This is a genomic window from Dyella sp. (assembly GCF_051954575.1).
Taxonomy (GTDB): Bacteria; Pseudomonadota; Gammaproteobacteria; order Xanthomonadales; family Rhodanobacteraceae; genus Dyella_B.
In genome coordinates this window covers 1-12984 of the sequence record NZ_JBQCHP010000170.1, presented here as the reverse complement: position 1 = coordinate 12984, position 12984 = coordinate 1, and the positions used below count along the sequence as shown (strand labels likewise).

At 58.5% G+C, this 12984-nt stretch carries 11 protein-coding genes; 8 read left to right on the top strand and 3 right to left on the bottom strand.

Going from position 1 to position 12984, the window contains the following annotated elements; translation table 11 throughout:
• A partial coding sequence (locus ACTHNE_RS20070) for an alpha/beta fold hydrolase (protein ID WP_440270146.1) occupies positions 1-992 on the top strand: 992 nt, incomplete at its 5' end.
• Between the two features lie 83 nt (positions 993-1075).
• Here ACTHNE_RS20070 and ACTHNE_RS20065 read toward each other — a convergent pair.
• A complete protein-coding gene (locus ACTHNE_RS20065; RefSeq protein WP_440270145.1) occupies positions 1076-1852 on the bottom strand; it encodes a hypothetical protein in 777 nt (258 codons plus the stop codon).
• 394 nt (positions 1853-2246) lie between these two features.
• On the opposite strand from ACTHNE_RS20065, the gene ACTHNE_RS20060 reads away from it, so the two are divergent.
• On the top strand, positions 2247-2693 hold the full coding sequence (locus ACTHNE_RS20060) for a hypothetical protein (RefSeq protein ID WP_440270144.1): 447 nt from the start codon (positions 2247-2249) through the stop codon (positions 2691-2693).
• A gap of 110 nt (positions 2694-2803) precedes the next feature.
• Here ACTHNE_RS20060 and ACTHNE_RS20055 read toward each other — a convergent pair whose 3' ends face one another.
• Positions 2804-2992: a hypothetical protein gene (locus tag ACTHNE_RS20055; RefSeq protein WP_440270143.1), complete on the bottom strand. Its 189-nt coding sequence runs from the start codon at positions 2990-2992 to the stop codon at positions 2804-2806.
• 305 nt (positions 2993-3297) lie between these two features.
• Positions 3298-3711, bottom strand: a complete 414-nt coding sequence (locus ACTHNE_RS20050; RefSeq protein WP_440270142.1) for a VOC family protein — start codon at positions 3709-3711, stop codon at positions 3298-3300.
• A 292-nt stretch (positions 3712-4003) separates the two neighbouring features.
• On the opposite strand from ACTHNE_RS20050, the gene ACTHNE_RS20045 reads away from it, so the two are divergent.
• The 6 genes from ACTHNE_RS20045 (at position 4004) to ACTHNE_RS20020 (ending at position 12847) form a co-directional block, all read left to right on the top strand.
• Positions 4004-4153, top strand: coding sequence for a hypothetical protein (locus ACTHNE_RS20045; RefSeq protein WP_440270141.1), 150 nt, complete (start codon positions 4004-4006; stop codon positions 4151-4153).
• A 227-nt stretch (positions 4154-4380) separates the two neighbouring features.
• The gene (locus ACTHNE_RS20040; protein ID WP_440270140.1) at positions 4381-5439 is read left to right on the top strand and encodes a serine hydrolase domain-containing protein; all 1059 of its coding nucleotides are present in this window, start codon (positions 4381-4383) and stop codon (positions 5437-5439) included.
• 100 nt (positions 5440-5539) lie between these two features.
• The gene (locus ACTHNE_RS20035) at positions 5540-6055 is read left to right on the top strand and encodes a Rossmann fold nucleotide-binding protein (RefSeq protein WP_440270139.1); all 516 of its coding nucleotides are present in this window, start codon (positions 5540-5542) and stop codon (positions 6053-6055) included.
• A 140-nt stretch (positions 6056-6195) separates the two neighbouring features.
• A complete protein-coding gene (locus ACTHNE_RS20030) occupies positions 6196-7095 on the top strand; it encodes an alpha/beta hydrolase family protein (protein WP_440270147.1) in 900 nt (299 codons plus the stop codon).
• Positions 7096-7704: 609 nt separating this feature from the next.
• Entirely contained in the window at positions 7705-10842 is a 3138-nt protein-coding gene (locus ACTHNE_RS20025; protein WP_440270138.1) for a DUF6531 domain-containing protein, read from the top strand.
• Between the two features lie 10 nt (positions 10843-10852).
• Positions 10853-12847 (top strand): RHS repeat-associated core domain-containing protein, encoded by a 1995-nt coding sequence (locus tag ACTHNE_RS20020; RefSeq protein ID WP_324938990.1) that lies wholly within the window; start codon positions 10853-10855, stop codon positions 12845-12847.
• The last annotated feature ends 137 nt before the right edge of the window (positions 12848-12984 follow it).

Sequence of the window (12984 nt, the reverse complement as noted above, 5' to 3'; positions counted from 1 at the left end):
CAAATACCTGGAGAGCGGCCGTGTCCCCTTCGCGTCGCAGGTTGATGTTGGCCGCTTTGGCGGCTGCGGTGTCCCCGCTTGTTCGTAGCAATCCGGCGCAGGCGCGCCAGGACTCGCTCAATCGCCCGAACCCGAATCGTCCCGTGAAGGAAGGGCAAATTACGGTGAAAGGCGTGCCGGTCCACTACGAGATTTACGGTTCCGGCAAGCCGATGATCATGATCCATGGATTCGTCGTCGATAGCCATTCGCTAATGGGTGATATGGAGCCAGTCTTCGCACGTAGGACGGGATGGCGCCGAATCTATTTCGACCTGCCTGGCATGGGCAGAACGCCGGCATCGGATGCGATCGTCAGTTCGGACAAGATGTTGGAATTCGTATTGGCGTTCATCGACGCGATGATTCCCGCAGAGCGTTTCGCCCTCGTCGGGCAGTCTTACGGCGGTTATCTGGCGCGCGGGGTGCTTGCACGCAAGGCCGATGTCATCGATGGCATGTCGCTAATCTGCCCCGTGGCCGTCGCCGAGCGTTCCAAGAGGGACTTGCCCCAACGTACGGTCGTGGCGAAAGACGATGCATGGCTCGCCTCCTTGAGCCGCGCCGATGCAGAAGCGTTCACCCCCAACTTCGTGGTGCAAACGGAATCGGTCTGGAAGCGTTTCCGCGACGAGCTGCTTCCCGGCATTCGCAGGGCAAACCAGCCGGCGCTGGAGAAGCTCTCACAGCACTACGCCTTGTCGTTCGACGTCGACAACCTCCCTTCGCCCTTTACAAAGCCGGTATTGATCCTGACCGGACATCAGGACAGCGATGTCGGTTACCGCGATCAGTGGAAGCTGCTGCAGAACTATCCGCGCGGAACTTTTGCCGTTTTGGATGGGGCTGGACATGGACTGGCGATCGAGCAGGCGAGTCTGTTCGAAGCGTTGACCGAGGAATGGCTGGATCGCCTGAGCGCCGCATCTGCAGCCGCTTACCACGCCGGGTAAGGCAGTCTTCCATGCTCTGGCCGCAGCGATGGAATTCCGTACACAAGCGGCCCGCATAGCGGGCCGCCCGCATGATTCGAGAATCACTTTCCAGACGGCTTGTACGTCAAACTCTCGCTATAACTATCCACGTGCGAAGTGACGCTCTGCATTGCATCGTTCACGGATTTCCGAATGGCTTTGCCGGCTTCCTTGCCATACACGTTTTCGACCATCTGCCAGACGGATGGGTCGGCATCCTTCTCCAGTTCGGCCCAGCTTTTTGCCGGACTGACCAGCACAAAGTCGGGTGCGCCGTCGCCGCCGTCGCGAATCATGCCGATCGAGTAGTAATAGGGCCATTTGGATTTTTCGGCCGCCGCGGTGATTTTTTTTGCCGCAGTGGTGAAGGCTTCAGAAGCCTCATGGCCTGGTTTCAATTTGAAGTTGGTGACTTCGATGTAGCCGGTGCCTAATCCCACAGTGCTTGGCATATGGCTCAGTTCCGGCATGATTTGGATGAACGCACTCGTTTCGCTTTTCAGGTGCGGGTTGACTTCGGTTCTGAGGGCCGCATCGCACGCGGCTCCCTGGGCGTGCATGACATCGAAGCTTTCCCACGCAACCGGATCGGTCGTATAGGAATAGGTATACGTATCGCCGGTTTCGTGCAGCCACGCCGTCCATGCGAACTTGTAGCCGTGCTGGGCCAGGCATTGATTGAAGCGCTTTATGCCCGCTTCGTAGGCCGCCTGATCAGCAGGCGCCACGATATCGGTGTAGTCCCGAACGATAGTGGTGTCTTTTTTGTCCGCGGCGGGAACGGCGGACGCGCAAAAGGCCGCAATGGTGATTGCCAGGAAAGGGCTGACGTTCTTCATACGAAGTTCCTCCAGGGCTGCTGCACTGCACGTGGAATTTGATCCCCTGCTGCCCGGGCGGACGAGGCGTGCCAAGTATGCGCGCAATTCACGCAGTGGAAGCAGTTTTAGGGTCTGTTTGCCCGCCATCGTGCGTCATCACTTAAGTCGTGTACCGACGTACACTCCTTCGCTCTTTCTTGTCTTGCGGGCAAACAGCTCCCAGCGCGGGCCACGCAAATAGTGTAAACAGGGCCTAGCCCATGAATGTCTTGGCGGAGACGATCCGGCGGTGGTTTTCGGCACCGTATGGCATGCTTGATGCTTCACGGCTTCAGCGACAAAGCAGCGGCTTCCGGGCCAGGCTGCCTTCTGGGCACCGAGGTTGCTTCCATCGCAAACAGGGGTGAAAAAGATGGGTTGGCTCGACGGCTTTCGCGATTGGTACGTAACGCATCGCTCAAAGTTTCTATGCTTGTGGGGACTGTTGAACGTCTTCTTGCTGATTATGTGGATGGCTAACGTCTCGCCATTTACTCATGCAAGCGTGGTCTCGAAAGCAACCGTGGTTGCTGTGCGAAATTGCGGGACGAAAGCCGATGGATATACCTATCGCTACGAGGTAGATGGGCAGGCTTACACCGGAGAAAGTGGTTTCTTTGACGCCCGCTGCGACACGATGGTGCCAGGCGTAACCGTGATTCCGGTTACCTATCGTGCCGATAACCCATCGCAGAGCATGAGTGGCACCGTCCATGCGGCCAATCGGCTGCTGATACGTTTGTCGTTGGTCTTCGCCATGCTTTGCCTGGCCGTCTTGCCGGTGCTTCTGTACGCCAGGGGCATGCGCTCGAGGGGCTGAGCCAGCGTTGAAAGAAATAGCTGCAAGTTTCCCGTCGCCGATCGGCGAGATGGGTTCCCGTTCGCGGGAATAGCGGCCATGGGGGTTATCCAGGCATTTTGCGTTCGCGGTCAGGGCGCGCGCGACTTTTCCGTTGGCCACTGATTGAACGCAAACACATACATCATGATGATATTGACCAGCGGCACGAAGATCAGCAATGACCAAGCGCCGTTGTAGCCGGCTTTCGAGACGATCTTCCAGGCGGGAATCACGGCCAGCACGGCGGCGACGAGTCCAAAGATCGGATGCGGATGCATAAATTCCCCCTTTCTGTTTCCTTTGCTCCCCATTGGAGCGAGGCCTAGCTTACTTCAAGGGGGCCGCGGTGGCCGTTGACGATCACGTTCACGGCGGTTGGGGGGGGGCGCAGCTAGATTGCTTCACCCCACCCTAACCCTCCCCTACGACACGTAGGGGAGGGGACACAGTCCGGCAAGCTGAGATTCGAAGCTGATTAGGCGGTAGGGGAGGGGCACATCACTGTCGCAGGGCGTGGAGCTACAACGCCATGCGCACAAGTAAGCGACATTCGTCTCCGATCCCGATTTGTCTAACCGGCCACTCAGCCGTGCGGCGGAATCGCGCTGGGATCCATCCACATCACTTCCCAGATATGGCCGTCCGGATCCTCGAAGCTGCGGCCGTACATGAAGCCAAAGTCCTGCACGGGCGTGGGATCTGCCTTGCCGCCGGCAGCGCTCGCCTTGTCGACCATGCTGGACACATCCTCGCGGCCGTCTGCCGACAGGCATAGCAATACCTGTGCGTCTACATGCGCATCGACGATCCGTTTGTTCGTGAATTGGCGCCACTTGTCATGGGTGAGAAGCATCGCGCAGATCGTGTCGGAGAACACCATGCACGCCGCGGTATCGTCACTGAAGGCGGGGTTGTTGACCGCACCGACGGCTTCATAGAACGCTTTTGACTTCTTCAAGTCGGTCACCGGCAGGTTAACGAAGATCATCTTGCTCATTACGTGTCCTTTGTGTTGTCCACGGCGCGATTGCCGTGGGTTCTTATCACTGACGAACGGGAAGGGGGAAGATCGACAACAACTGCAAAACACGTTCAACCTGGACCCGGGCGATTTCCCCAGCCCGCATATCGATCCCCAAGTTGAGGGCCGCACATTAGCCCGACATTGGCCTATCTCCAATCGCGCACACCGTCCGGACAGCGCGGACAACTGTCCGCGGACAACGAAGCTTGTCGCCTCTTTTCATCGCAAATGGCGCCGTTGTGCGGTTTTCAAGGTGATGTTGCCGTTGGCACCGACTTTGCAAAACCTTCCATCGAAAGCCTTATTACTTCCCGAAGAGAGAGCCGCCATGAAATTCGAAACCCTGATGCTCAACAGCTTCTTTGCCGCCTGCGTCGTCATTTGCGTGTCGACCTTGGCCGCGATGCTGGCGTAAGTCCACGCTGAAGTTCTCGTAACGTTGCTTGCAAGCCTTTATAGGCGCTCATTACGGCTTCCATTGAAGGAATGGTTATGGTTTCGCTTATTGCCCGGAGTGAATCGCCCGAGAAGACAAGCATGCGCTGGCTGGGTTGGGCCATGGTGTTGCTTTGCACGCCGGTCGCCCTTTCCGCATACGCCGCAACAGGCAGCACACCCAGCGACAACCCGCGCCGCTCGGCGATGGATATCGCCGTCGACAAAGCAGCCAACGAATATTTCCGCAATCGCTGCCACGTTGGCGTTTCCATGGCGGTGGTAGAGGCGGGTCATTTCCACTTCTACGATTACGGCAATGCAATTCGCGGCAAGGCTGAGCTGCCAAGCCCAAAACGTATCTACGAGCTGGCCTCGGCTACCAAGACATTCACTGCGACATTGGCAGCGCAAGCGGTCGTCGACGGTCGCATGAGTCTGGATGGCGACTTCCGCAAGGACTTGCCAGGCGACTACAGCAACCTTGCCTGGAACGGCCAGCCGATTACCCTGCGCACGCTGGTCACGCATCACTCCGGCATGCCGCGCGACATTCCCGATACCGATGCCCTTTTTGCGAACAAGAATGCACCTGATTTCAACGCTCGCATGGTCGCCCTCAACCAGGGCTTCGGCCGCGGGCAATTCTTGGCCGCTCTGCATAACACCGTGCTGCGCAGCGCGCCGGGTGAAACGCAGGCTTACTCCAACGCTGGTTTTCTGGTTATCGGGCTTGGCCTGGAAAAGCAGTATGGCGAGCCGTTTGAAGAACTGTTGCGTCAATACGTCACGCAACCGCTGGGCATGACGTCCACCGGCTTTACGTTGAGCAGCCGCGAGCGGCCGCTTCTGGTCGTCGGCTACGACCGCTATGGCCGCGCCGCGCCGTACCACCCGCAAAATGCAGGTGCGGCGTGGGGCCTCTACGCATCCACCGAAGACATGGCGAAATATGTCCGCTGGCAACTGGACGATGGCAACCCCATCGTTCGCCTATCCCACCAGTTGTTGATGGGCGATGCGAACGATGGCGAGGGCATGGCCTGGAATCTGGCAGAGGACCGAGGCCAGCCCATCGTCTGGCACGGCGGCGGAAGCTTCGGCATGTCCAGTCAGGTGGTGCTCTATCCGAAGCGGCATGAAGGCTTCGTGCTGCTGGCCAACGACGCTTGCCAAGGTAGTGAAGGGGCGTTGAAGGCGATCGCCGAAGCGGTGCACGAGCGTGATCTGCCGCCTCCAGCTGAGGATTCCCAGGCCGGGAGATGATGAAGTTGACTATCATGAGAGTCGATGCCGGGGATCAATCAAAAAAATCAGCTAGCTCTTTTTGCCCGCAACAACGACAGGGACAAACATGATCAACGCCATGCGCCAGCCCCAGATTTGCGTGCTGGGGAGTGCCGAGCCGGGCTCGAAGGCCTACGACCTGGCCGGGCAGGCCGGGGAGTTGCTCGCTCGTTCGGGCATCACTGTGATCAGCGGATGCGGAAGTCCAGCAACCCGTGTGGCGGCGCAACGCGCCAAGGCCGTTGGCGGGTTGGTGGTCAGCATCATCACGGACGCCGATATGCCGGCAGCGGATTGGCCGGCCACGGTGGTCATACCTTGTGGCATGGGCGACGCCAGGAATCTGATGATGGCGCTTGCCGGTGACGCGTGCATCGTCATCGGCGGTCGCGCCGGCACCATTTCGGAGGTCTGCCTGGCATGGCTGCATCATCGCCCGCTGCTGCCGCTGGTGGGCTGTGGTGGCTGGTCGGATGGCTTGCCGACGCATCCGCCGGATGAAAGGCAAAACGCGCCGATCTTGCCGTGGGATTCGATCGCGATGCTCGAAAGCCAGCTCGCTGCGCTGCGCTTGACCAGGCCCGAAGGCCATTGAGCTGTCTGCACGCGAAGTCGGCAAGATTTTTGCGAGTTCAAAGGGCGCTTCGCCTTGAGCAAAAAAAGCGAACCCAGCACTATTCGCTTTCGACCAGCTATCCATTTAGTGGGGACTGCATGAAGCACTGCGTGACATCCATGTTGTTGGCAGCCGGCCTGTTCACCGCTCTTGCTCCAGGGGCGGCCCGTGCGCTTGGGGATGGCGACAACGCCAAGACGAGCATCGTCAAGCCGTCACAGAACGAAGCACGGGCTTCGATGGAAAGCATGCAGATCCCCAGCCACGGATCGCAGATGAATGCCCTGGTCTACATCGCAGCGGGCGCCGGGCCGCATCCGGTGGTGGTGCTTCTGCACGGCTTTCCAGGCAACGAGCGCAACCTGGACCTGGCGCAGGACATCCGCCGCGCGGGCTGGGATGTTGTCTACTTCAACTATCGCGGCTCCTGGGGCTCGCCCGGAAACTTCTCGTTCTCGCACGGCATTGAAGATGTTGCCGCCGTGCTTGCCTATCTGCGCCAACCCGAGAACGCCAAGCGACTGCGGCTGGACATGTCGCGCATCGTTCTCATCGGGCACAGCATGGGCGGCTTCATGGCCGTCCAGGCGGCGTCCGCCGATTCTGCCGTCAAAGGGATCGCGATGATATCCGCGGCCGACATGGGCAACATGTTCGAACAGATGAGGGAAAAAAAATCCCCGGCCGAAGCCCTGCACGAGATGAGCAAGGGCCTGGCCGGAGAAGGCATGGCCCCGCTCAGCGGATGCACGCCGGACGGACTGGCCAAGGAGCTGGCCGATCATGGCGCGACATGGGCCTTCACATCCAAGGCCGATGCGCTCAAGGATCGGCCCGTGCTGGTCGTCACTTCCGATGACGGCCTGGCGAACGCAAACGATGCTTTCGCCACCGCGCTTCGCCACGCCGGCGATACGCAGGTAACCAGCATGCACTTTGCAACGGATCATGCGTATTCCGATAAGCGTATCGAGCTTTCGCATGCGGTGCTGCAGTGGCTTGCGATGTTCGGGAAATAGCCTGCGCAGGAATGTTGCGTTCAGCGATGCATGCATGGTTGTCGCTGGGATTGCCATCCCAGCCTACCGCTGTTGTGTTTCGACCTGACCCGTAAACGGCGTGCCCTACATGGGGTGACCGTTCCATCGATGGAGACGGTGCCATTTTTTAATGGCTCCGCTTTTGCCATGCCTAAAATTTGAAATGTCTTATGCAATATCGCGTGATTGGAAACAAAGCGCTTACGCGCCGTGAGTGCCGTCTACGCCATAAAAGGTTGCATCAAATTACGAATAAATTGCTTCTGTCATCAAATGACATCATTTGGCCTGTTTGGAAATTGCGCCGTCTGATTGCGTTGCGATATCGCTAAGCACACGACGCAATAATTTCCGTAACGGCGGTAGGGATATTTCCAATCGCACCGTCTTAACCATCGACGCTACATCGTCCGCATGGTTGCCATGGAAGCTGTGCCGGTTTCCAATCGGTGCATGACATGTCACGGAGGGCTATCGCGTCGTTCGTATGCCATTCGCAGGCTCGTGCAGCGCAGCTATCAAAAGGGGAAGTGTGTGTCCAGGGGAAACAAGGAAGGGCTGCGCTCCGTGCGCGCCAGGGGTGTTGTCATGGGGGCAGCGGCTATCGCTGATCGAGGGGCATCGTCTTCCGCGCGGCAGCGACTTTTTCTGTGGGGCGTGATGACGGTGGTGGCTTCGCTGCCTGCACTGCCGTTCGCAGCTGCCGCGCAGGACGTCAGGAAGGACCCCGGGGTCACCGTTCACGCATCTTACAAAGATCTATTCGACGACCTGGGTGGACCGGCGGGCCTTTCTTCCTATAGTCCTCCGCAAAATCCGTCCAGCTATATGCCATCGATCGGCAAGATACTTACCGATTTAAAGAAGAAACCGTTCTCGCCTCAGACCACGTCTCCCGCCATCGGTTGCAATAAGGACCCCAACGGTGGCAGCCATGACCGAGCGGGCGACCCCGTCATTCTCAGCAGTGGCAGCAAGGTTGAGACGTTCCCGTTGTTCGAAGTGCCTGGCGAAATGGGCTTGAAGTTCGCGCTGTATTACAACAGCGGCAACGCGGTGGCGCAGTGGACCACGACTTTCGACTACCTGCTGGATTCCACCTGCACCTACGGAACCGATTGCAACGTGCGAACCCTGCATCGTCCGGATGGTTCGATGGTGGCCTTCACGGGCGGCGCAAGCGACACCTCTTACCCCGTCATGGGTAATGGGGTGGAGGTGCTGACACGCGATCCGGCCAGTGGCCGTTACACCTTGCGGGATGAGGACGGCAGCACGCAGGTCTATTCTCCAAAGGGTGCCATCCTGTCGATCGTGGATGCCTCTGGCATTGGCTGGATTTTCACGTACAACGCCGACGGCACGTTGCTGACCTCAGTAACGCATACCAATGGCCAGTCGATCAGTTTTTCCTACACGCTGCCAAGCGGTGGCACGCCCACCGTTACCATCACCGACCCGGCAGGCAATGCGTATTCCTACATCGGTACTGAACTTCCTGCGAGCTACAAGCAGGGCGGCTCCGTCACCTCGATCAATTTCCCCGGCAGCCCGGCCACCAGCATCGGCCTTCAGAGCGATCTCGTTTCGAGCGATGTCATGCTTCGCGAGGTGGATTACAACGGCAAGCCTTACGCGCTCACCACGTACGACAGAACCGTGGTTGGAAAGAACAGCGACGGAACGCCTATTTTCGGCCGGTTCTGGGACTGGGCCATCAGCACGTCTTACGCGGACGGCACAGGCAAAACCACGATCACCTACAACACGGATACCGCTGATATCAATGTCGGCGATCTGGTTGCCACGGTCACTAACCCGCTCGGACACGTCACCACCAACACCTATGCCGGCGTGAACGGGCTGCTGAGCACCGTCGCCGATGGCGGCACCAGCACATGCGGCCCCACTGCCCATTCTCGTACTTACGACAGCAACGGCAACCTTTCGCAGGCGGTCGACAACAACGGCAACGTTCACACCTATAACTACGCCGCCAACGGCCAGCTGCAGACGGAAACCGAAGCCGCCGGCACGTCGCTGGCGCGCAAGGCCGACTATGTGTGGGATCCCAACGGTACCTTGAACCGCTTGCTGAGCGTGACGGTGGAAGGCGTTCGCAAAACCGCTTACACCTATAACGCGCAAAATCGTATTGCTTCCGTCAGCGTGACCAATCTTTCCGCGAACGGCATCGCCGGACAGACGCTGACGACCAGCTATCAATACGCGTTGTATGGCAATGGCCTGGTGCAGGCCATGATCGTGACCAAGCCATCGCCCAATGGCAGCGATACCGATACCTATCGCTTCGATGGGCTGGGCAATCTCACTTCATTTACCAATGGCCTCGGTCAAACGACTTCCTACGGCAACTACAACGGGCTGGGTGAACCCGGCGCAGTCACCGGCCCCAATGGCGATACGGTGAACTACACCTACGATGCACGCGGCAGGGTATCGACCAAGACAACGCATCCCAACGGTGGAAGCGCCACGTGGATCTATGGCTACGATGGTTTTGGATTGCTGGCAAGCCTTTCCGGGCCGGATGGGCAGATCACCACCTGGAATCGGGATCAGGTAATGCGGGTGAGCACCATCACTCACAACGACAAAGATGGTACGTCCACCGAGAGCTTCCAATACAACGCCAACGGCGATGTCACGCAGCGCACCATTACGCGCGGCAGTACCGCCAGCCTGATTGAAAACTTCACCTACGACGGATTGGGAAGGCTTTATCAAAGCCTTGGCCAGCACGGTCAATCGCTGACCTATGCCTATGACGGCAATGGCAACGTGCTATCGGTTACCGATGCCATGGGCCACATGACCAGCCATCAATACGATGCATTGAACCGGGTAAGGCAAACCAGCGAAAGTGGCGGGGCAAGTCCGCCGATCCCGTCCAGCGCGCCTGGCTTGAACGCACCAGCCAGCAATGCCAGCGGAACCTATACGGTGAGCTGGAACAGCATCAGCGCCGCGTCCGCCTATGTGCTGCAGGAGCAGGTCAACGGCGGTGGTTGGAATACGCTGCAGAACGGCGGAGCCTTGAGCTGGTCTGCGAGTGGCAAGGCCAACAACAACTACGGCTATCGCGTGCAGGCTTGCAACACCACCGGCTGCGGTCCATGGAGCGGCGTCGTGACAGTCAGCGTGGCCGTTGGCGCAATCAGCAGCGCGCCAAGCGTATCGGTGCCGGGCACCAGCAACAGCGGCACGTACACCGTGAGCTGGAGCAACGTCAGCAACGCCGCTTTTTATAACTTGCAGGAACAGGCCAACGGCGGAGGTTGGACGACCGTACAGCCGGCGCCGAGTGCTGCAACAAGTTGGTCCACCACCGGCAGGGGCGGCGGCACCTACAGCTATCAGGCGCAAGCCTGCAATACAGCCGGGTGCGGCCCATGGAGCAGTGCGGCGAGCATTGTCGTTTCCTTGGTGCCAACGGCGCCGACCAATGCGGTCATCCGGGACGGGACCATTGGCAAGCCGGATACCAGCACCTTTACGGACGTCTATGACGCGAGCTGGGCTACTTCCAGCTTGGCAACGCGCTACGAAGTGCTGCGTGTGCAAACCGGCGTAACGATCTACAGCGGCACGGCGTTGACCACCCGAGTGGAGAGCGGCCGGGACCCTTACGACCTCAAGTACAGCTATCAGGTGCGCGCCTGCAATGACCAGGGCTGCTCCGCCTGGGTTTCGCTGGTGTACTGAGGCAGCAAGGATGAGCGAGCAGAAGGGAAAAAACATGAAGCGATTGAACGGAGCGGATGCACGTGGCCGCGCCAAAAGGATGTGCGCCGTGCGCCATGCCGCCGTGCTTGCACTGAGCCTGTTCGCAGGCGTATCTCAGGCGGCGACCACGACGATCACCTATACCTACGATGCCGGCGATCACGTCACCAGCGTTACCGACCCGCGCGGTTTGGTCACAAGCTATGTTTACGACGGATTGGGCCATCTCTGGCAACAAAGCAGCCCGGATACCGGCACGACCAGTTATAGCTATGACGGCAATGGGCGGCGCGCCAGCATGACCCGCGCCAATGGTGTGCAGACCACGTACACCTACGATGCCATCGGCCGCGTTACCGTCCTGGGCGCGGGCGGGCAATCGCAACGTTTCACTTACGATTCGTGCGCCAACGGCCTGGGCCGCATGTGCACCGCCGCCGATGCCAATGGCAGCGTGGGCTACAGCTACACGCCGGAAGGCTGGATCAGCGGCCGAGCGTTTACCGTGGGCAGCACCAGCTACACCGTGGGCTACGCTTACAACGCGATGGGACAGGTCGTCACGGTGGTCTATCCGGACGGCAACCAGGCGCTCTACAACTACACCAATGGTGTGGTGTCATCGGTGAGTTTGAACATCGGCGGCGTGGGAAGAACGGCGGCCAGCCAGATCACCTATCAGCCACAGGACACCGCGCTGGCGAGCTGGGTGGGCAGCAATGGCCTCACCACCACCTTGTTTTACGACACCGACGGCCGCTTCACCGGCGCCAACGTGCCCGCGGTGCTGACCTATGGCATCTACTACGACAACGCCAGCCGCATTATCCGAAAGCAGGATTTTATTTCGCCGATCCTCACTGAAAGCTTCGGCTACGACGATCAATCGCGACTGGTATCGGTGCAAGGTGGCGCTGAAAACGAAGCGTATCAGTACGACGCCAATGGCAATCGCATTGCGCAGGCGGTCAACGGCACCAGCATGAACATCGTCTACGACAGTGGCAGCAACCGGATGATCAATGCCGGCGGCGTCACCTTCGGCTACGACGCCATGGGCAATAGCACCGTCGCCAACGGAATCAGTCGCTGGCAGTTCGATCCCTTCAACCGCATGACCACGGCCTTCGGCAATACTTATTACATCGATCCGCTCGGACAGCGGTTGATGAAGTCGGTTAGCGGCAGGACAACGTATTTCGTGCCGGATGAAAATAATCACCTGATCGCCGAAAACGACAGTGGCTTGTGGGTGGACTATCTATGGCTCAACGGCCGCCTGATCGCTCGCACCCATGGCGGGAAGATGGAAGATATCCACCTCGATCAGGTGGGACGCCCCGAGGCGATGACCAACGCCGACCAGACCCTCGCCTGGCGTGCAGGGAATACCCCGTTTTCGCGCTGGATCGGCACCGACAATGCGGTGCCGTTGAACATCGGGTTCCCTGGCCAGTATTACGATGCGGAGTTGAGTCTTTGGAACAATGGATATCGGGATTACTTTCCCTGGGTGGGGCGGTATCTTGAGAGTGATCCGATTGGGCTGGAAGGAGGGATCAATACGTATGCTTATGTAGACGATGATCCAATTGATAACGGTGATCCTCAAGGATTAGCATCCGGTCGATGGCAACAGATTCCAGGGACAAATACCCAAGTTCGAATTGATGGCCCGCATGTCCCTGGCCAACAAACTCACGTGCATATTCAGACGAAAGGTTCTGAAGAGCTGGTTATGAATGCAGATGGCACTGCGAGCCATGGATCAGACTTGTCAAAGCTGACACGAAACAAAAAGGTACTGGATTTTCTTGCGAAGAAAGGTTTTGCGCTTGAATGTCTATCTACAGTAGGCGACGCGTTATTTATTCACGACCTCGTACAGAATGTTGCAGCTGACGCCTGCTCAAAGGGAGATGCTGGTATGTGCGGCATATATCAATGGATGAGCGGTCAGCCTTCAGGTCCCGTCACATATTAATTAAAGCTAGGTGAGAAAATGAAACTGTATGGTTACACAGCTTCTAATGTGGAAGAGCTAGTAGAGCTTGCTGAGGTGAGTTTTGTTGCGAACCCCATTGAGCTTCGGAAATTAGCTGAATTTTTTGTCAGTCAGGC

What these genes read in the sequence shown, in the direction of transcription:
- ACTHNE_RS20025 (WP_440270138.1), top strand. Translation starts at nt 7,705, where the DNA reads ATGGGGGCAGCGGCTATCGCTGATCGAGGGGCATCGTCTTCCGCGCGG.
- ACTHNE_RS20050 (WP_440270142.1), bottom strand. Translation starts at nt 3,711, where the DNA reads ATGAGCAAGATGATCTTCGTTAACCTGCCGGTGACCGACTTGAAGAAG.
- ACTHNE_RS20035 (WP_440270139.1), top strand. Translation starts at nt 5,540, where the DNA reads ATGCGCCAGCCCCAGATTTGCGTGCTGGGGAGTGCCGAGCCGGGCTCG.
- ACTHNE_RS20020 (WP_324938990.1), top strand. Translation starts at nt 10,853, where the DNA reads ATGAGCGAGCAGAAGGGAAAAAACATGAAGCGATTGAACGGAGCGGAT.
- ACTHNE_RS20030 (WP_440270147.1), top strand. Translation starts at nt 6,196, where the DNA reads ATGTTGTTGGCAGCCGGCCTGTTCACCGCTCTTGCTCCAGGGGCGGCC.
- ACTHNE_RS20055 (WP_440270143.1), bottom strand. Translation starts at nt 2,992, where the DNA reads ATGCATCCGCATCCGATCTTTGGACTCGTCGCCGCCGTGCTGGCCGTG.
- ACTHNE_RS20040 (WP_440270140.1), top strand. Translation starts at nt 4,381, where the DNA reads ATGGATATCGCCGTCGACAAAGCAGCCAACGAATATTTCCGCAATCGC.
- ACTHNE_RS20065 (WP_440270145.1), bottom strand. Translation starts at nt 1,852, where the DNA reads ATGAAGAACGTCAGCCCTTTCCTGGCAATCACCATTGCGGCCTTTTGC.
- ACTHNE_RS20060 (WP_440270144.1), top strand. Translation starts at nt 2,247, where the DNA reads ATGGGTTGGCTCGACGGCTTTCGCGATTGGTACGTAACGCATCGCTCA.